Consider the following 21,152-nt stretch of genomic DNA (forward strand, 5'->3'; position numbering starts at 1 on the left):
GTGGCGTGCACTACACAATTTGTTATATATCAAGCTTCTCAAAGATCTCGTTATCTCGCCCCACCTCTCGGAATCCTAACCCCTTAGGAGCCGAACCCGTTCGGGAAGCGAACGTGACTGCAAAGATACAAAAATTATTTTGACTCCTGCAATACTTCGAGGAAAATTTCTTTCATCCTCATCGCAACCAAGGCCTGTTTCGCGGAGGCTCGCTCGCCCCCTTCCCTCGTTTGCGTTTGCAAAGGTAACGCTTTTATTTCTTCCCAGCCAAATTTATTTCCAATCTTCTCGTGTTAAGAAAGGTTGCATCATTACCAATCAACAACTTACAGAGGAAATTTTCTTGTACAGAGAGGAGAAAAACTCCAATTAACGCCCGTATAGGGCCAAAACTCCCGCTTTGTAGACGAAGTCGTACTGAGCGACAAGGGCTTCTCGCTGTGCCGAAATCCATCGCTCCTCGGCCTGCTCCAATTCGTATGCTGAAGTTTTTCCTTCGATAAATTGCCTCCTCGCGAACTGCGAAGCTCGCTCAGCAGCCCCAGCAGCAAGAGTTGTAGATGAGACTTTGCGCTCTGCGGCGACGGCATTGGCGTGTGCTTTGAAGATTTCTTTGTAAAGTCCGAGATCGGCATCAATCTTATCAAGTTGTGCAGAATGCAGATCTATTTTCGCCCGACGCACCGCATGAGCGGTATTTAGAGCATCGAAGATGGGCAACGAGACTGAAAATCCTATATAGAAGCGACCATTCTCTCGGAGCTGATCGCCAAAGGACTTATTCGCCTGCTGTAGCACACGAAAGTAACCATTGCCATACCCTGCATTTATACTAAGGGAGGGGATGAATCCCGAGCGAGCAGAACGGATTTTTTCTTCGGCAGCAGCGATTCCAAAATCAGCTGCTTTGAGGTCGGGTCGATGGGCTAAAGCATGACGATAAATAGCCTCCGGAGGCAAAAGTTCTGCGCCTGCATTCCGGACAAGAACAGGGAGATCCGGAGCCACTAATTGTATCGGAGCCTCACCATAGTACTCAACACAAACAGAGAGATCAACTCGCATCATGGCACACAGGCTCTCGGCTTCGTAGAGAAGACCTCGCTCCGTCTCAATCAGCGTAGCCAGCTCATCCAATCGACTAGAGGGATACTTCCCCTCCTTCACAAGGAGCATGGCTCGCTCTTGCAACTCTTCTAATCCCGAAAGATGGTGCTGAATAGCTTTAATGATATCCTGCTCCAATAGATACTTGTAGAAGAAGCCCATTACACGCAACTCGGCTCGCTCGCGGAGAGTCGCCAACATCGCGTCGCTATTCTGCTCATCCAACCGAGCCGCCTTTACCATACGCGGACGACGCAAGCCCGAGAAGAGCTCGTACGAAGCAGAGAGATCAAAAGTGGTATTTGCACTCGAACGTGGACCGAAAGCCCCCGTATTATCCTGACTTCTTCCATACTCCCAGTCCTCCTTGATAGAGGCCTGAACCTTGGGTAAATAGAGGCTTCTTGCCGTATCATAAGCAAGACGCCGTTGGGCGCTATCAACCTTTTGCCGTCCTACATTACTATCGAAAAACACACTGCGCTCTACACACTCTTGGTAGGTCATAGGGCGATGGAGCGACTCATAAATCGTCTCCAATTGTTGTGCCGAAGCTCCCCATGCAAGTCCGGCAGTAAGGGTTAGGGCAAGAACGCTCTTACGCATAATCTCTTTATATATTGGCTAGATGCTAAACAAAACTGGATTGCAAAGGTACGATATAAACAACACTTTCTCAAATGACACAAAACCCTCTTCTCAATCGGAGTAGAGGGGCTTCTAAAGGAGATATGCCTCAAGGTAGGGCACCAAGAGCATTGAGACCGAAACATAAAAAAGCCGCACTCCACGAGTATGGGGTGCGACTTCATCTTTGGGGACAACTCTTCTCCAAGACCTCAAGCTATACACAAAAATCCGAAAGCTGTACGGCTATGGGAACAAGACAGAAGAAAAAAGCCCTAGCAGCTCCTTCCCTCTTCATTAGGAAGAAGCCACTAGGGCTAGTCTTAATATCGAAGCGAATCTCTTCGTGAAAAGAGTTGAATCAACGTAATGAAGAGATTGATAATATCAAGATAGAGATGGAAAGCGGACTGAAGCACAAACTTATTTGCATCTTGCTCAGACATATGCCCATTGTTTCGCTCAAGCGTGGTTTTGATCCCATTGATACTAAGAATCGTCATTCCGGAAAAGAGAACGACTCCAACAAGAGAAGTGATCCACGTAACTAGAGGATGGGCAGCAAACATACCTACAATAGAGGCAATCACAAAGCCGATAGATGCCATTATCACAATACTTCCCAGCGAAGAGAGGTCTCGTTTGGTTAGCAAGCCAATGAGGCACATAGCTCCAAACATAACAGCCGTTATCCCCAATGCAGCGATGATGGAAAAGGCATCATAACCGATAAAAATAGAGGAGAGGGTCATCCCATTAGCCAAGCTATACAAGACGAAAAATATGATTAGCATACCATAATTCATCTTGTAAAAGAAAAAGGAACAGCCTATCCCCAGCACAAGTTGTAGAAGCACAAAGATGGGCATGAACCACATAAAACGAAATGTAGGTACAGCACCATCAGACGTCAAAGACTCTATCAGACTGGCGGGACTGAGCACCGCAGCCAAAGCAAACCCCGCAATAGCGGAGAGAGCAAGCCCTGCTGCCATCCATAGAAATATCTTTGTATAGATGGTTTTAGGATTGAGAGGAGGATAGCTAGGGCGCTTATCTTGCTCCGGGGGTTGTGGCGTCATCCCTCTCATCAGACCAAAGGGAGAAAATCCCTGGCCTCCCCCATTGGGGCGAAACGTAGAGAATAAATTTCCTAACATAACAAGTGTTTTTCTATTGGGTTGATTAATTTGTATTTTACATGCGATGTTGATTCCAAGATAGATATAGAAAGAAAGGAAATTATCGCCTCCCGCTTCCGGGCTCTCCACGAAGGCAAGAGGCGATAAGTATATAGCTCAATTATCGTCTATTCCCGCCCAACAGACGAAGAACAAAGAGGAATATGTTGATAAAGTCTAGGTATAGTTCTAATGAACCCAAGAGAGCAATTTTGTGCATTCCCTCTTCCGAAACAAGACCATTCTTTTCCACAAGTAGACGACGGATCTTCTGTGTATCGTATACCGTAAGAATGGCAAAGAGGACAACCCCCACAAGGGAAATAATCCACTCCATTGTCGATGAATGCAAAAACAGATTGACCACCGAGGCAATTATGAGACCAATGAGTGCCATGAGAAGTATGCTCCCCCACGAAGAGAGATCTCGTTTTGTAACCGTGCCTATAATAGCCATCACAGCAAACATCCCTGCCGATATGACAAAAGCCATCGCAATGGAAGAATAAGTATAGACAAGCAATATAACACTCAACGTCACCCCATTAAGCACCGAATAAATAGCCATCATGAGCACTGCCGTAGAGAAGGACATCTTATGAATTGCAGCAGAAAGCCCCATAACGAGACCAAGCTCTGCAATAAAAAGCCCCCACATAAGCCAACGATTCATAAGAATGGTCATCATCATTGACTCGGAACTATAAACGAGGAAAGCCGTGAGAGCGGTTAGCCCTAGAGCCCCAGCCATCCAATAGAACACCTTGGTGAAAAGTTTGGCGACATCCGCCGTCTCCACAATAACTTCCGGTGCTTGAGAAACCACATCCTCACGATAAGGAGGAGGGGTCAGATTCTGATTATCCATAATTTTCTTTTTACTATATCTTAGTTATTCTACAGTTACCGACTTTGCCAAATTGCGTGGTTGGTCTACATCTTTTCCCTTGCACACAGCAATATAGTAGGAGAGAAGTTGCAGAGGTACCACAGTAAGGAGAGGTTCTAATTCGGGTGCTATCTCCGGTATCTCTATCACATAGTCGACCATATTAGCCACCTGAGTATCACCCTCATTTACAATAGCAATGATACGTCCCTTTCGCGCCTTTATCTCTTGGATATTGCTCACTACCTTCTCGTAAATCTTGTCGCGAGTAGCAATTACCACAATCGGCATCTCTTCGTCAATCAGGGCAATAGGACCATGCTTCATCTCTGCGGCAGGATAGCCCTCTGCATGGATGTAGGAGATTTCCTTGAGTTTGAGTGCTCCCTCCAGAGCTACGGGATAGTTAATGCCTCGCCCTAGATAGATAAAATTATGGGCATAAGTAAAGCGAGCTGATAGCTGCTCAATACGCTCCTTTTGCTCAAAAATCTTTTCTATCTTCTCGGGGAGAATGAGCAAATCGTCTATAATTTGTCTGTAATGCTCCGGAAGCAAAGAGCCTTTTTCGCGTCCGAGGCAAAGAGCCAAGAGAACAAGCACAGTAACCTGTCCCGTAAAGGCCTTGGTAGAAGCGACCCCAATCTCGGGGCCTACGTGGATATACGTCCCAGAGTCTGTAGCACGTGCAATGGACGAACCCACCGAGTTACAGATTCCATAGATAAAGGCCCCCTTCTCTTTTGCCAACTGGATGGCAGCAAGAGTATCCGCGGTCTCTCCCGACTGAGACATAGCTATAACTACATCAGAGGGGCGAATAATGGGATTACGATAGCGGAATTCCGATGAATACTCAACCTCAACAGGGATGCGAGCCAAGCTCTCGATAAGCTGCTTACCGATGAGAGCAGCATGCCAAGAAGTCCCACACCCCACTATAATAATACGCTCTGCCGAGAGTAGGCGGTCGCGATGATCCACCATAGCAGATAGGATTACATCCTTAAGATCCGGATTGACTCTCCCCCTCATACAATCGCATAGCACACGGGGTTGATCTAGTATCTCTTTGATCATGAAGTGGGGGTATCCCTCCTTCTCAATCATCCCAAGATCCATGGTGACATTGCTAATCTTAGGCTCTATCACTTGGTTCGAAAGCGTTTCCATATAGGGAGCCTTACCGGGGATAAGCTCCACAACATCTCCATCTTCTACAAATATGATATCGCGTGTATACTCTATCATAGGAGTGGGATCCGAAGCCAAAAAGAACTCCTGATTATCCCCCCCAACACCAATTGCCAATGGACTACTTTTGCGAGTGGCTACAAGGCAATGAGGTTCGTTTTTATCAATTACCGCGATAGCGTAGGCGCCGATCACATTGCTCAAGGCCTTCTGCACGGCACGGAAGAGCGAGAGATTATACTTTTTCTTGGTATACTCTATAAGTTGTACTAGTACCTCTGTATCCGTATCACTCTGGAAGGTATATCCCTCAGCAGAGAGAGCCCGTTTAAGCTCTCTATAATTCTCTATAATGCCATTATGCACAAGAGCGATTTCTCCGCTCTCTGAGTAGTGGGGATGAGCATTCCGCTCCGAAGGCTCCCCATGCGTAGCCCAACGAGTGTGAGCAATCCCTAAAGACCCGCTCAAGTCCTTACCCTGAGCACAACTCTCTAGATTGATCACTTTCCCCTTTGTTTTACATACGACAATATCTCCCGAGGCGTGCTGCAACGCAACCCCCGCACTATCGTACCCTCTATATTCAAGCCGTTTGAGCCCTTTTATCAGAATGGGGAATGCTTCTTGTCCCCCTGTGTATCCAACGATTCCGCACATATGTACGTGTGTTTCTTCTTTATTATTGTCCCGTGAGCAGTCTACCCTTCCGGTTAACCACTCCTTTCGCGAAAGTACAACAAAAATCCGAATTTACATGTCTAAATCTAGCCGTAAACTCTAGCATTTGCCATACTATCCCCTTTAGCCCCAAGCCTATCTTTTTATTCGCTCTATGATACAAACGTAAAATGAGAAAAAGAAGGAATCCCCCGAACCGCTTGGTGTAGCTTCGGAGGATTCCTCTTTATAAAAAGGTCTTTCCCTTGATGGGATTGGGCTTTAGTCTTCTATGCAACCAAAGAAGGGGGTGCTAAAAAGATTAGGAGCTTGCCAAGCCAACGCTTGAGCAGGGATGGGGAGGAGTTTCTCTTGTGCCTTTTCGTCTTCCTCTCTGTAGGCAGCCGAATACGTACGCTCTAGGTAGGGAACACGTCCGGCACGAATAAAACGAGAAGAGAAATAAGCACTAGACTCCAAATCTTCTTGTACAATTCCTCGAGAATTGGTGCTATGCATCATCGTAATGTGAGAGCCTTGTACCTTTACTACAAGAGCCACATGCCCAATACGGTCACTCCGTCTGTTGCGTCCTTTGAAGAAGAGGAGGTCACCCGGACGAGGATTCTGTACTGCCCTTGTTACCTTAGCTAGGTCTGCAGAAGAGCCACTCATATTAATGCCAAAACAAGAAAAGAGATAGCGCACATAGCCCGAGCAGTCCATAGCCCAAGGCAAAGAGCCACGATAGCGATAGGGTTTTCCCAAGAACTTCCGACCCAACGTGATAAGATCTTGTACAAGATCGCCCGTGGGAGCCACGTCATGTACCGCATAAGCGGGACAGTCGGGATGAGCAAGAAACTTGCCATTAGCATCGTAGACGGCAACTGCATCAGCCGAAGAGAACGAAGAGCGTGAAGCTCTCGCCTTTGCTCCACATGAGGAACAAATAGAAGTAAGCGCAACGAGGACAAAGAGGATATACCCTCTTCGTACCGAGCGACATACAGCATTTTGTAGGTTAATCATACATCTTTTATTATAGGTGAATAATCAACCCCTCTTGGGCGGCTGTTGTATTTGGGAAAACACTACGTGCTTCGTCCAAGAGGGGAGTTACATCGGTGTATCTAGAAGAATAATGCCCAATTAAAAGGCGTTTAACCTCCGCTTTAAGGGCAATGGTGGCAGCTTCTCGCGCCGTACTATGCGCAGTAGTGGCAAGGCGCGCACGCAAATCCTCACCAAAAGTAGCCTCATGGTAGAGGAGATCAACCCCACGCACCTGCTCTATCAAATTGGGGAAATACTCCGTATCGCTACAATAGGCATAGCGGCGGGGGATGCGTCCCGGTTTAGTGAGTCTATTGTTGGGGATGATGCTACCATCCTGCGCCGTATAAGACTCCCCAAGTAAAATAGCAGGGTAGCAACAACGGGGGACTTGGTAGAAATCCACAGCAGGCTTATCCAAATGACGGGCGGCACAACGCTCTTCGAATAGGAACCCCATTGTAGGGATGCGATGACTCAAGGGCAGAGAGCGAACGCACAACGAGGGGTCTTCGTGTATCACCTCACTCTTGCGGTAGTCGTGTTCGTGCGTAATAATCTCGTAACTGCACTCGGCAAGGAAACTCTTACGGTGAGCGTCGATATACTCCGTAAGCCCCTCCGGTCCGTGGATGTGCAGCTCCCCCGTCCGCCCAAGCATAGAGAGGGTCGAAAGCAAACCCGGCAAACCAAAGCAATGGTCACCGTGGAGATGGGAAATAAAAATAGTGTGAATGCGTCCGAAGTGAAGACCTTGCCGACGAATCTGGAGCTGGGTACCCTCGCCACAGTCCACCAAGTAGACCTTACCTCTAAGGGTAAGTGCCTGAGCGGAAGGCTTGTGCTTTGTAGTCGGGAGAGCAGAACCACAACCCAATATATGTACCGATAGGGTCTCCATGGGATGCAAAGATAGAATTTTTTACGTAGAGACCTTCTCTTTTTGACTCTACAGGGGTAAACTCGCACATTTTGCAGGGCATAGTGCAAGATATCCCTGCCTAATTTTCCTCCCTAAATTAACCTCGTAAGATCTTCTATTATTCTCAATAGTTGATCTTGAGGGCTGGGTTTCTTAGAAATCTCTTCTCAGGGACTCTCCTTTTTATAGTACATTTGCACTCACAAAAAGACAGAATAAAAGAGGAAAGTATGAGACTAACTAAAAGAGTAAATGTAACTATTATTGCCCTAGCTTTTGCCGCACTCTCCCATGTCTACATCTGCACCGGAGGCAGTGCAACAAAGTACCATTCGACCCCTAACTGCCTTGGACTTAACCGCTGCAAGGGTGATGTAATTAAGATTTCTATAGGAGACGCGAGGAATCAAGGCCGAACGGCTTGTAAGATTTGCATCGGAAAATAGTCCAGCCCTAAACTCTCCTAGACACCATTATAAAGAAGAAAAAGAGGGGACCTCTATAACGGAAGTCTCCCCTTTCTTCTATAAATAGAAAAAGAAGATCCCTCTCAAGGGAACTCGCTGTGGGGCGAGGGCATCTCTTGAGAGGGGTGATTTGTATTCTTAGAAGTTGCGCAGGATCTTAGGGAGTATTCCCATCCACATCCTCCTGAGGTAACACGCTATCAGTGGGCTGAGGAGTCGGCTGGGCTACTCCGTCTTGGTCAAAACCACGAACGGACTCTTCTCCATATATCATTTGGATAAAGCCCATCAGCGTATTAGCTTCGTGGTCTACTACTTTGGAGCCATGGCTTCGTGCCACTTGCAAAGCAAGGCGAGCCACAGAGAAAGTCTCGTCTACTACCCCATCTCTATAGTGGCGGAAGAACATCTTTTGCAATCGTGATCCTCCCATCGCAAGGTTCATAAGCCAACGGCTCTTGCGCATATATTTGGCCATTACATCCGAAACGATCTCATCCCCTCGCTGTGTAAGTCCTGCCTTATAGCAGACATCGGCAAGCATAAGCTCGTTGCGCGAATAGGGAACTGCCTTAGGATTAATCTCCTTAAAGCACTTCTCCAAGACCTCACAGGCACGCTTCTTATCACCCTTAGCGAGTAGCGCATTGGCCAAAGAGGGGAAGAGCATCCCACGATAGTAACCACTAATTGTATTGCGGATATTCTCGTCGAAGTAAATATTGGGGTCACTAGCTCCAAACCAGCGGTACTTATTCATCACAAGATCGTACTCATGCTCTACGTCCTCCTCATAGGGAGTTCCCACCACGGAGATGGGGTTGAGGCGCCAAGTCATACCATCTGCTGTTAGGTAATTGGGCAGATTGGCAAAGGCATTGATGGGTGTAGAACGTGCCCAGTAGATAGGACGTTGCCAATTGTTCGCTCCTAGCAAATCGAGGATAGCGAGCTTATCTCGCCCGGCAATCCGACTCCCCGAGAGGTCGATAAGCATTTCGCCAGGCAAGCTATCACCCAAGAGGGGATAACGCTTAGCCAGCATCGACCGATCTAGCGGGAGCAAAAGTTGATGCGATGGCAATACAGCCTGTCCATACCCCGGGGATTGTACTGCAAACTCTAGTGCCTTGTCTAGGGGCAGTAGAGGCCCCTCTTGTATAAAGGCAAAGGGATTCTTATAGTAAAAATTGGGCGTCATGAAGCGGTGAGGCATGGGCGGCGCATCGTAGAGTTGCTGCTGCATCTGATCTACATACCACTCACCCCCTAAATAACTTAGGTTCGCCACCAAGACGTCGGGGCGTACCCCCTCAATCTCCTGGGCATACCAGAGCGGGAAGGTATCGTTATCTCCGAAGTCGAAAATAATTGCATTGGGCTGACACCCTATTAGGAAATTGTATCCGAAGTCGGAAGCAACCGTTCTTCCGGAACGGTCGTGATCGTCCCAGTTCTGACCTGCCATTTGAAGGGGAATCAGCACGGCAACAACGGCTCCGATAGCTGCACTTACCATGGGGGAGAGCTTCAGTCGCTGCAATAGGTAGTAAAGTCCGGCTATACCCATACCTACCCAAATAGCAAAGGCGTAGAACGAACCAGCATAGGCATAGTCTCGCTCACGGGGTTGCCCGGGGGTTTGGTTGATGTATATCACAATGGCCAGCCCCGTCATAAAGAAGAGGAAGAAGACAACCCAAAAGCTCTGTACCCCTCGTGCTCCCCGCATCAATTGGAATACAATCCCCAAGATCCCAAGAATAAAGGGAAGGAGGAAATATACATTATGCCCCTTGTTATCTGTAATCTCATCGGGGAGATCGTCTCCGCTCCCCAGCACTAAGTTATCAATGAAAGGTAGCCCTGTGGAGACTCCTCCTCGGATGTTAGAGCCATCGCCGTAGAGGTCGTTTTGCCGTCCTATAAAGTTCCATGCAAAATAACGCCAGTACATATAGTTGACCTGATAGCCGAAGAAGAACTTCAGATTCTCCACAAAAGAGGGCTGAGAGAGGTCTCCTTCGCTACGACCCATCCAGCTGTTGTAACTAGCAATATGGTTAGGATCTGAAGAATAAGCGCGTGGGAAGAGGGTTTGATTCGTATAAACCGGTTTCTCTTCCGTATAGAGTTCGATATAGCGATCGGGTTCGTTGGGGTTCGACTTAGGGGCGGCACTTATCACCTTCTTGGTCGGCTCGTAGCGCATCACCCTAGAGGCAAACGTTTGCCCGTAGAGCAAGGGCCTATCGCCATACTGCTCACGATTGAGATACTTCTTAAGCGACAAAGCATTATTGGGGCTATTCTCATTCATCGGAGTATCTGCCACGGAGCGAATCAAGATCACGCCGTAGGAAGAAAATCCGATAGCAATTACAGCCATTGAAATCTGCAAAAGCCCCAGCACCCGCTGCGACACCTTTTTGTTGAAGAGGGTAAACCAAACCAAGATAGCAAGACAGAGCAACCATACCCATACGCTATCGGACATGAAGGGGATACCCATCAAGATGGAGCTACAGAGTAGCGAGATGCGACTACGACGCTCATTCTTCCCGCGATAGAACTCCCATGCAGACCATGCCAGCACGCCCAAAAGCAGAATCACATAGAAAAGGAATCCGCTATTAAAGCGCAATCCCAACGTATTTACGGCAAAGAGGTCAAACGCAGCTCCGAGCTTTACAGAGCCTTGTATGATGCCATACATCATCACAACAATGAGGATGAAGGAGAGTAAAACAGCTCCAATAGCACCCTTCATAGAGGGGGTTTTAGTCCTCTTATAGTAGTAAATTAATGCCATGGCAGGGATACAAAGGAGATTGAGGAGATGCACCCCAATACCTAAGCCCATGAAGTAGGCAATGAGCACAAGCCAACGATCGGACTCGGGCTTCTCGGCGTGCTCTTCCCACTCCAACATCAGCCAAAAGACAAGGCCTGTGAAGAAAGAACTAAAGGCATACACCTCCGCCTCCACGGCACTAAACCAAAAAGTATCGCTAAATGTGTAGACCAAGGCTCCGGCAACGCCCGAAGCAAAAATAGCAATAGACTGAGCTTTGGTGAGGTGAGCCGGCTTGCCATCCGATGTGAATCCCGTACGCACCCCGGGAGCAATGAGTCGCCGCACCAGGTGGGTGATAGTCCAATAGAGGAACAAAATAGTGAAGGCGCTTAGTAAGGCACTCACGGCATTACAAATCAGCCCCACCTTCATGGGATCGCTCGTTACCTGTGTGGCTACGTTATACACAAGCATAAAAAATGGAGCGCCGGGGGGGTGCCCTACTTCTAGATTACGCACGGTAACAATAAACTCAGCACAATCCCACAAGCTAGCTGAGGGACCAATGGTCAAGAGATAAACTATGGCAGCAATAGCAAATGTGAGCCATCCTAAACCACAATTGATCTTTCTAAAAGATTTCCATTCCATACTATATGGTAAATAAACACCCTATTACATTGGGTACAAAGATAGTTGAGAATTAGCGAAGAGCAAGCACTCTCCGCTCCCAAAGGAGAAGGGCCGCCTTGAGAGTGGAGCCCAAAGCGAAGTTTCCCAAACGCCCATCGGCACGTACAACCCGATGGCATGGCACCGCCCAAACAAAGGGATTAGCCCCCACAGCCGTGCCCACGGCTTGCAAAGCTCTAGGGTTGCCAATAGTCTGGGCAAGCTCTTGATACGTAGCCGTCTGTCCGAGAGGAATTGCAGCTATCGCCCTCCATACAGAGCGACGAAACAGAGAAGCCTCTACCTCAGTAAACTCGGGACGAGCAGAAGAGAGAAGGGCTAGCACCTTCCGTTCGTCCGAAGAGAGGGGAACCTCGAGGTGTAGATCGAAGGAATAAAGTGTGCTAAGCGGGGTATCTTGGGAGCAGGAGGGAAGTTCTACATGGGGAGCTTTCAGATGCCAATACTTAGGGGCAATCTCTAGCTCTATCGTGCCTAAGAAAGGGAGCGTAAATAGGGGCATAAACCACTAAGCTCTCACGAATGAGTCTCCTGCTCCTCGGGGAGTACGGAGGCAATAGAGCTACGTACCTGATCCAAGGTTTGTAGCATATTGCGGGGGTATTCGCCCTCTTTGTCAATATGGATGGGAGGGTGGATGGTAAGAGTAAGGCGAGTGGGTGTGACCCAACGGGTCCCTGCACGGAGGGCTCGATAAGAGCCATCAATAGAAACGGGGATAATGGGGACGTCTAATTCGTATGCCAAGACAAATCCCCCTTTTTTGAAGCGATCCATCCGCCCGGTGAGCGTACGACTCCCCTCGGGGAAGATAAAAATAGAAGTCCCTTCGCTCAATACCTTCCTTGCACTATCCATCGTATCTTGGATCGACCCCTTCTTTTTGTCGTCGACAAAGATGAACCCGGCCATTTGGCATGCCTTACCCATAAAGGGGACTTTGCGCAAACTCGCCTTCATAACCCAACGAAAAGGAATGGGAAGCAAGCCGTACATCATGAAGATGTCAAAGGCACCCTGATGATTCGCCATCACCACACAAGGTGTGTGGTCTTTAGGGATATACTCACGACCTACCACGCGCGTAGGGCACAAAGAAAGCACTAGAGCAATGCGCGACCAGTAGACTCCGGGCCAGTAGCCAAAGATGCGTTGACCTCCCAAAGCACACCCCACAACGGTAATTGTGGAGAGCAAAATGGTGGCTACGACAAACAAAGGAGCTGCTACGAGACAATAGTATACAAGATAAAGTACTCGCAGCAGGGCTTTCATGAGAGGGTAATTGTATTTATGATTTTATGTTCAGAACTTTAGGATACGACGCTCATTGCGCAATTGGTGCAAAGCGGAGTCTAGCAAACCATTGACAAAGACTCCACTCTCTGCCGTGGAGTAAATCTTCGCAAGCTCGATATACTCATTGAGAGTAACCGTAGTCGGGATCGTGGGGAAAGACAACAGCTCAGCAAGTGCCATTTGCAGAATAATCATATCTACATCGGTCACTCGATCCATATCCCAATTCCTGAGATTCTTATTGATAATCTCGCGATACTCCTCTTCGTGTACAATGGTGGTTCGGAGCAATTCTGCGGCAAGGTGGGTATCCTCCTCGTCTTTGTAAGCCGGGATAATAACCTCGTCGAAAGAGGTGTCGGGCTTTGCCTTACGCATACTCTTTAGGGCAAACTCCTTCTCAATCTCTACCGGACTGGAGGCAAGACGCACAGCGTGGTAATACTCCGTGCCCTTGAGGCCGGCTACCACTTCGTCTACTTCTTCTATGTCTACTTTGTCTTCTACCTCTATTTTTTCTGTTACCCCCAGAGGGTTATCCCAGTAGAGCGAAAGCCCTTCGAGGAACTCGTCAAGCTCTTCGTTACGGAAGGTATAGCCGGCAAAAGCCTGTACCCAAAACTTAGCATCGGCTGCAAAAGTATCGGGAGCCGAGGTTACATATTCTTGGTAAAGATCACTCGCTAGTATTTCATCAAGGAGGGTAGACAAGAGTCTATCGTCGTCTGACCAAATAAGCCCACGCTCACGAATAAATTCTTGCAGAGTAGTACTCGCCTCCATAGCCTGCGCCAAGCGATTGTTGGCGAGGCGCATATTGGGATTTATATCCTCCTCAGTACGCAATAGTTTATTGCGACGACGCTCCAAACGCGCTTGATGGAAGCGAGTCAGAGTCGGTACAAGGGTCAAAAGGTGGAGGTAGAGGTCGTGTGTTCTCTCGTTGGAGGTGTTCAATTGGGCTTCCGCCTCAGCAAGTTGCTTCCCAGGGTTATGGTAATAGGCAAAGAGTTCTTGCAGCACACGGATGCGAATGAGCGTTCGGTTGATCATTGAGTTTCTATTTCAATCCATCGCAGGGGGAAAAGGGTACTTTTACCCACCCCCCTTACGAGAGTGCAAAGGTAGCGGTTTCTCGGTTCTCTACAATACAATCTCCAAAAGAAGCTGGGGCTCACATCAAAGAAGACCTATGTGTAGGGGATAGTCTCTATAAAGTTATACTCCTCTTTCTCAAGAGGAGTGAAAAGAGTACACCTCTCCCGCATCAGAGAGGTGTAAAGCCACGGAAGGGAAAGCCCAAGTGAACGAACACTCCGACTCCCCCTTCCGGTCTTTCTACTTATCTATTATCGACAGAAACCTTGTAAGCTATGCCATCAACAACGACAATGTATAATCCTCTCATGACAGGTATCTGCATAGAGGGACTTTCTCCTATCCTGCCCTGTGCCAACAGATCTCCATTTACACTGTAGATACTATAAGCACTTTGACTTGGGGCTACAATACCTATCTGTCCATTTACTCCGTAGACAGAGACTTTGTGAGAGATTTGTTCCACTCCATTCTCCTTGACAAATGCGAGTCGGATGGTAAGATTCTTCTTTGCCGTCACATCAATTACAAAGTCTCTCTCAGGCCTCTTAGTTCCATCAACTGTCCACTGAGGTGTGTACCCTTGCATAGCCTTGGCTTCACACTTAATGGTTTTCCCCTCAAGATCCTCAACGTAGTAAGCTTTCACACCAGGAGTCATCTCCTGTCCCCTTAAGAGTTTTCCGTCTAGACTGACAGCTAGGGAGAACTGCTCCTTACCATCACTTATTCCGTCAGGGATCGTCAAGAAGCACACCATGTTTACTCTATCAAGCTCTAAGACTACATTCAGGTCTCCCTCCTCGGGCATACGAATGAATATAGGATTGGCATACGATGCCTTGTCCTCTGTCGGGGAGTCTGTCCATACTGCATCATTTACAATCCAATTTTTGATAATAAAGCGTCTGTCATACTTAGCAAACACTTTCACACGCTGACCTGGTGCGAGGTGGTCACCACTCTGAACGACCTCCCCATCTACCCAATTGCCTGCTTCGTCTTGCATTTGCTTTGTAACAATGATCTCAGTGCCTGCGCTAGTAGCATTATCCCCCCTAGGAGCAAAGGTTATAGTGCCATACTGATGTAGCATTTTTGCTACAATCTCTGTATCCTTATCTATAGAGAGCTCTATGTATTGCCCCTCGACACCGGCATCCACGACTGCACCTTGGAATTCATTGCCGTTGACGATAAACTTGTCTATCTTACAAAGTGCTACGGGCTTGACATATGCTCGGACAATGCTTCCTTCGGGGACCCATTCGGTGGTAAGTCTCTCAAATTCTCCATTAGGAGCTTTGCCCTTAAGGAGAGTCTCCTCTGCATAGTTAGATGGATCTGATGAGAGACTCACGATGTAGTGACTAACCATAGTCTGGAACTTGACCTCAACCTTCAATGAGTGAATGTCTAGGGTCGTTTGATAGCTCAACTTGGCATCTGTACTCTCCTGCTTAACTCCATTAACAAACCATTTGTCCACTTTGTATCCACTAGGACAAGATGCTTCAAATGTAAATAGAGCATCTGCACAGCCTACATCTGATCCATACAGAGTGCCAATACGCTGACCAAGCACGATCTCACTTTTCCCATTTTGTGTCTTAGTCACATTGATGGTAAATTTAGATAGCTCCTCGTCTGTTACTCCATCTGGAGCAATAATTTTCCATGAGACAACAATGTTTGTAAAGTTGGGGACAACCTCAACAGCGCCTTCAGCAGGCATAATAAATCGAAGCATATCTCCTCTAAATGGCTTAGCATCTGCAGCAGAGACTGTGACAATATCTCCATTGATAGTCCAGTTGTCGATAATCATCCCATAGTCCCATAAAACTTTGACAGCTACATGAGTCCCAGGCTCGACCTTGTCACCAATATTTATCTTTTTTTCGATGATCCATTGACCATCTTCTTCTTTCTCTACGTACACTTCGTAGGAAGGTTCTACCCATGCGGCATAAGCTCCATCAGACACATAGACGCAGTGATTGTCATCAACTAGAGATACGGTTACAGGGGCAGAGTACGAGTTAGAATAGAATGGATAAGCATCGTTGCTAACCTTGCATACAATCTTAGCTCGCGTTACTCCCGTACCAAAAGCTCCTGGCTTAAAGGTAAAGACTCCATCTCTCTCCTCATAGTATGAGGGATCTATTCGCTCATCAAGAGGGTCATACTCGGTCAGAGGAGCTAAGTACCAAGTATACGTCGACTGATGAGTACCCTCCATCAAACCATCACTAATCTCGCGTAGATATGACAAGTCAACCTTTGAGACTCCAATTTTGTCTTTTGGTATGACAAACCTCTGAAAATCGTATTGAAAAACATATGGACTGGCAGCATTAGGTTGGCTGGAGATAAGATTGTCAAAGTCTAGTGCATTGTACTCCAGATTACAATAAGTAAGATTCTTTAGCTCCTTTACTCCTTTGATTGTCGTCAAAGTTGGCTTCATCGAGAGATTCGTGGACCCTGAAATCATTAGGGTTGTAAGCTCCTTGTTTTGCGTCAGATCGATCTCCTTAAGCATATGTGATGCTTGCTGTATCTGTAGCGTTTTAAGCTTTTTGGCCCGAGACAGGTCAATGCTGGTGAGGTAGGGAGCACTCGCCCCCGTACTACGATACATAGAAAACGACAGCAACGAGTCAGGAGCCACAAAAGAAGATATGGCATTGAAGGAGACATACTGTAGCTTGGGAAGGTGTGAGAAGTCAATCTCAGGAGTAGCGGTCAGAGCACTCGAGGTGGAGAAAGCTGTCATCTTTGGAGCATTTATTTCTCGCACCCCAATAGGAGCCCCATCATAGTCACCATCCCTGAGTATTTCCACATCAGTAACATCTACGATGACGATGTGATACCCATCCACATCTTTACTAAAGGTATGGTTGATGTAGCCATTCTCGTCTAGAGTTACTTTCTCTACGCCATTGCCTTCTCCCCAGTCTATACGTATAGTCTTCTCTTGAGGATCTACTAACTCAATGTACAGCGAGGCTTTCGCCTGACTCTTTGGAGAAAAAAGGAGTACAGCCTTATTCTCAATATCGTTCACAGGATTACTGTGAGCATTGACCTTAAAGCTATGTCTTGAGGCTCTTGTAGAGGATGATCCACTAGCTGCCCTGAGGAGCATCGGGATAAAGAGCATACAGAGTACTAGAAGTAAAGACTTATAAGTCCTATTATTGACAATTGATTTCATATTATTGTATGTTTAGTTTTTGAATAGTCGAACGGCAAACTTGTCGTTAGGTAGCTTGTAGTAACTTGGCAGAATGTACATAGAGTTGAAGTAAAAGATATTAGGGTATGATCCCCCAGCTATCTCATACAGATCAGAAGCCCAATAAAAGCCAGAGGCTCCTCGCTTAAAGACGTCATTGGGACTGTCAGCCATTTTAATACACCCAGTAGCAGGTAGTTCAACCGTTCTGTCGAGACTACTGCTTTGCTCCCAAAAGTCTGTTCGCGTCAAGTCTCTCTCAGCACTTATTGGTAAGTCTAGGTCTATAGGACGAGCTGTTATGACAAGTCTACTGTCAAACTTATGCACCTTATCCTTATATCGTTCATAAGAGTACCGCCAGGCTGAATAATAGTCTGTATCCTTAAATCTGACTGCATAGGTAATCCCTACCGTCGTATTAAAGAACTCAGAATTCCCCTCTACAGTTACACCATTAATTACGACCTGCTCATAACAGGTTCTCAGCGTGTCTTTTTTACCATAGTAGACTACATTTGGGAACTCTGATGCGACCGCAGTCCACTCTTTGAATGTAGGTAGATGCCATCTTTGCCCCTCAATAGTAATTTCAGAGAATCGCTCTTTGGCTTCTGACCAGCTGAAAAGAGCAGAATTCTCAGGGAAGCCACTCTTGTCAAAAGAGACTCCATCATGAGCTATATTATAAGGAGCAATATACTCCAAAGCTGTCGGCTGTAGAGTTCGTTTGACGACCGATATACGCAGCTCTGTCGGAATCCCCTCTTTGTTAAAGAATAGCACTTTACATTGGCCAACTTTCACTGGATGTATATTGATTACTTTGGAATCTGGGGCATAAGTTACCGACAGAATGTCTAAGGGTTCTACTTGATGTGAGTGTATCTTTCCTTTCAAAAGACTAATCTGTACATCTTTCCCCATTCTTATCGTTATCTCAGACTCAGATAGCACGATAACAGCATCTCCATCCTCGTTTGGCGTAGGCTTCCCTCTGTCGCATGAACAGAGGATACCACAAAAGATAAGGAATATAATGCCTAGCAGAGCCCTCATCTTCTTACGACTTATTTGTGTCATATGCTTAGCAGATTATACATTTGCAATCAGTGTGACAAAAGGACCTTCTTGCTGTAGGTCTTACCATTACAAACGATCTTCACTAGATAGGTGCCGTTGGCAAGGGGAGTTATGGGTATGCTATTTCCGCGCTTGTCTATCAACATTACACCAGCACTATCATACACGGAAACTTGGGGAGCATTCAGTCCTGTGATAACTATAGAGGATCCTTCTAGCTTCAGCTCGACATCATTTCTTTCAAGAATAGGATAGATAGTAGTGGGATTCTCAATGTAAAACGCTGGAGATAGCACTTGTGTCTGCTTATTGTCAGACAGATCCCAGAGCTCGACCTTTAAGTCAAACCATCCTCTCCGACCTGTTACATCGGACAATGCACCACGGAAGAAGTCACCAAATCCTTGAGCCCAGTAATGCTCGGGTTTTAGCTCGATACTTAAGGGATGCCAGGCCTCAGAACCATGTTCTGAGTAGTAAAGTTTGACATCTACACTATGCTGTTTACAGCTCCAATATCCTAGTCCCTTGCCATTATCAATGTGGTCAAAGTCTCCTGCAGCCAACTCTATATAGCCATCCCCACCGCTATTAAAGCGATCTGTAATGGCACCCTCTGTGTCAACGAATCTCAACATCTGAAGGACTGGAGGTACGAAGTCGCTTCTGCTCGTATTGTAGTCTAACGTTGTGATATTGTATCCAGCGACGTTGTCGACCTGAACATTGGAATTTGTAATAACATGGTGTACAACATCCCCCTTGACATCTCTATCTTGGTGTAGTATAGACTCTTCTTTGGCATCGGTCTCTCTTACTTCTCCATAGCGCCCTAGGTAAGTATAGCTGAGAAGCAAGGTTTTTTTGTCTGGAATGGTAATCATTGAGAGTATCGGGCAACTATTTCCATACTCAAACTCTCCTTGTTTTTCGGTAAAAGAAAAGACTGGATGACCGGGATAAATGCTCTGGCGTCCATCAGGAAGCATCGCATAGCCATACCACAGTCCATAGCCAAAGTCTACATACTCCGTACCATGAACATTACCACAAAGAGGAAGCCCTACCATATATCGATAATCATATCTAGCAGATCCGCCGACTGATGGTATTACCGTGCGCTGATCTTGGAAGGCAGGAGCAACTAAGGTCATAAACTTCCCATCTTTACTCTTGGGGAGATCATACCAAAAGGAGACAATCTTATCCTTCACGATAAAGTCGTAGTCAAACATGAAAGAGTTTGACAAGGCCCCTGAGTCGTATACACTCCACACGTAATAAGCTGGAGAGGCAATAGAGATATACCCTCGCCCTACCTTCGTCGGTTCAAAGCGTTGCTTCGCTAGTGCATAGTCGCTTGGGGTATTTTCAAGCGTTTGACCAGCTTTGTCACTACTATAGGAAAGGAAATAGCGAGAGCCATCCTCTTTTTTTATTCCCTTGACCGTGGCTCCTAAAGAGATGTTGTCCCCAAAGTCATTGGTATATATGCCGAAGTTGTAGTTAGGACTGTAGTAGTTGTTGAATGAAGTCATAAGACAACCCAGCTTGTTATGGACGAAGTAGACATCTGTTGACAAGTGCCTACAGTTCCCCAACTGCAAGATTTGTCCATCCTTTTTGACATCACCCTGTAGCAAGACGGATTTCTCGTCATAAGATTTGATCTCCGTGAGATACTTAGCATCTTGGACATTAAAGTCGATAGACATATTGCGTAGAACGGCCACATTGTCCTTAAAAACAACGTAACAACGCATATTATCCTTTGAGAGATAATATGCATACATAGTGTAGGTACCTTTAGGCAACTTACAGCTAGCCTCTCCTATGGAGGAAAACTTTCTAATCATGATAGATTCAGGGATATTTTCCCCGAAAATGGCTAGTACGATCCTGTCAGTCTCAGCCGTTTCGTCTAGCATAAATGATACGGTATACTCTGCCATAGCTTGGGATTCATGCTCCTTATGTCTCTTAGGGGCATATAGACCGCACTCTTGTATCATGTAATTCTCACCACACAATTTCCTTTGCTCTCCTTGTGTCTGAAAAACATCAGAAGAGACATCGAACCCTTGTGAGTACAAGCTTTCACTTGACAAAATTATGATGGACAGCAATCCATACAAGAAGTTGGATATTCTCATATTGGAATAAATCTTGATGTTGTGTTGTATAAAAGAAACTCTTCTTGGGAATGAACCAAAGAAACAACAAGATGTCACTCTCGCTGCAACTTGGTAAATCAAGGCAATACCTCAGGAGGCATCAACAGATCTGACAAAGAAATAGTAGACGCGCTACCAAGGTCAAATCCTATGGTATTATATAACCTAATCTATCTCTAGGTCGACTTAAGTGGATAAATCAACACTAGAGTTGTAGACAATATGGTGGATTAGTTCCTTCCATACGATAAGGAGACTTTTTACTGTTCCGTTTTTGCAAAAATAGTTATTTCCCAAGAACTATGCAAATGAATAAAAACCGACTTCAACCTAAAAAAGAAAATCCCTCCGAGCCCTAGCATTTGAGCATGTATAGCTAAAATCGGTTTAATAGATAGCTGATATCCGCGCCGTTCCTGCCCTAAAGGAGTAGCCTTTTGGGGTAGATTTCGGAGAAAAATCACCCAACAATCGCTCGATTTGCAGGCAAAAAAACAGCCCCTCTCACCTAAGATGAGAGAGGCTGCGCCTTATATTTATGTAACCCTAGAGGGAATTACTTCTTAGCAATAGACTTGCTACGACGCTTCTCCCAAATCATGTAAGCAATAGGAGAGGCTACAAACAAGGTGCTATAGGTACCGATAACAACCCCAAG

14 protein-coding genes are annotated in these 21,152 nt (G+C 46.4%); 1 reads left to right on the plus strand and 13 read right to left on the minus strand.

Features of this window, described 5'->3' with window-relative positions; translation table 11 throughout:
- Positions 1-369: 369 nt before the first annotated feature.
- From ACTTHR_RS07880 to ACTTHR_RS07905, 6 genes are all read right to left on the minus strand, one after another.
- Positions 370-1,713, minus strand: coding sequence for a TolC family protein (locus ACTTHR_RS07880; protein WP_442605774.1), 1,344 nt, complete (start codon positions 1,711-1,713; stop codon positions 370-372).
- Positions 1,714-2,057: 344 nt separating this feature from the next.
- A complete protein-coding gene (locus ACTTHR_RS07885) occupies positions 2,058-2,894 on the minus strand; it encodes a Bax inhibitor-1/YccA family protein (protein ID WP_442605775.1) in 837 nt (278 codons plus the stop codon).
- Between the two features lie 142 nt (positions 2,895-3,036).
- Entirely contained in the window at positions 3,037-3,783 is a 747-nt protein-coding gene (locus tag ACTTHR_RS07890) for a Bax inhibitor-1/YccA family protein (RefSeq protein WP_315334375.1), read from the minus strand.
- A gap of 24 nt (positions 3,784-3,807) precedes the next feature.
- Positions 3,808-5,658, minus strand: a complete 1,851-nt coding sequence (gene glmS / locus ACTTHR_RS07895) for a glutamine--fructose-6-phosphate transaminase (isomerizing) (RefSeq protein WP_442605776.1) — start codon at positions 5,656-5,658, stop codon at positions 3,808-3,810.
- Positions 5,659-5,940: 282 nt separating this feature from the next.
- The gene (locus ACTTHR_RS07900) at positions 5,941-6,690 is read right to left on the minus strand and encodes a C40 family peptidase (RefSeq protein WP_442605777.1); all 750 of its coding nucleotides are present in this window, start codon (positions 6,688-6,690) and stop codon (positions 5,941-5,943) included.
- Between the two features lie 10 nt (positions 6,691-6,700).
- On the minus strand, positions 6,701-7,615 hold the full coding sequence (locus ACTTHR_RS07905; protein ID WP_442605778.1) for a ribonuclease Z: 915 nt from the start codon (positions 7,613-7,615) through the stop codon (positions 6,701-6,703).
- A gap of 251 nt (positions 7,616-7,866) precedes the next feature.
- Here ACTTHR_RS07905 and ACTTHR_RS07910 point away from each other — a divergent pair, with 251 nt between their 5' ends.
- Positions 7,867-8,082 carry a hypothetical protein gene (locus ACTTHR_RS07910; RefSeq protein ID WP_442605779.1) on the plus strand — a complete coding sequence of 72 codons (216 nt, stop codon included), beginning with the start codon at positions 7,867-7,869 and terminating at the stop codon, positions 8,080-8,082.
- A 178-nt stretch (positions 8,083-8,260) separates the two neighbouring features.
- On the opposite strand, the gene ACTTHR_RS07915 is transcribed toward ACTTHR_RS07910, so the two are convergent.
- From ACTTHR_RS07915 to ACTTHR_RS07945, 7 genes are all read right to left on the minus strand, one after another.
- Complete coding sequence (locus ACTTHR_RS07915) at positions 8,261-11,551, minus strand: glycosyltransferase family 117 protein (protein ID WP_442605780.1); 3,291 nt, start codon at positions 11,549-11,551, stop codon at positions 8,261-8,263.
- 52 nt (positions 11,552-11,603) lie between these two features.
- Positions 11,604-12,095 (minus strand): methylated-DNA--[protein]-cysteine S-methyltransferase, encoded by a 492-nt coding sequence (locus tag ACTTHR_RS07920; RefSeq protein WP_442605781.1) that lies wholly within the window; start codon positions 12,093-12,095, stop codon positions 11,604-11,606.
- Between the two features lie 14 nt (positions 12,096-12,109).
- Positions 12,110-12,868, minus strand: coding sequence for a lysophospholipid acyltransferase family protein (locus ACTTHR_RS07925; protein WP_442605782.1), 759 nt, complete (start codon positions 12,866-12,868; stop codon positions 12,110-12,112).
- Between the two features lie 30 nt (positions 12,869-12,898).
- Positions 12,899-13,945, minus strand: a complete 1,047-nt coding sequence (gene nusB / locus ACTTHR_RS07930) for a transcription antitermination factor NusB (RefSeq protein ID WP_442605783.1) — start codon at positions 13,943-13,945, stop codon at positions 12,899-12,901.
- Between the two features lie 289 nt (positions 13,946-14,234).
- Entirely contained in the window at positions 14,235-17,216 is a 2,982-nt protein-coding gene (locus ACTTHR_RS07935; protein WP_442605784.1) for a hypothetical protein, read from the minus strand.
- A 12-nt stretch (positions 17,217-17,228) separates the two neighbouring features.
- The gene (locus ACTTHR_RS07940) at positions 17,229-18,320 is read right to left on the minus strand and encodes a hypothetical protein (RefSeq protein ID WP_314824442.1); all 1,092 of its coding nucleotides are present in this window, start codon (positions 18,318-18,320) and stop codon (positions 17,229-17,231) included.
- A 26-nt stretch (positions 18,321-18,346) separates the two neighbouring features.
- Positions 18,347-20,272 carry a T9SS type A sorting domain-containing protein gene (locus ACTTHR_RS07945; protein ID WP_424777416.1) on the minus strand — a complete coding sequence of 642 codons (1,926 nt, stop codon included), beginning with the start codon at positions 20,270-20,272 and terminating at the stop codon, positions 18,347-18,349.
- Positions 20,273-21,152: the final 880 nt, after the last annotated feature.

Source organism: Porphyromonas endodontalis, assembly GCF_052173515.1.
GTDB lineage: Bacteria > Bacteroidota > Bacteroidia > Bacteroidales > Porphyromonadaceae > Porphyromonas > Porphyromonas endodontalis_A.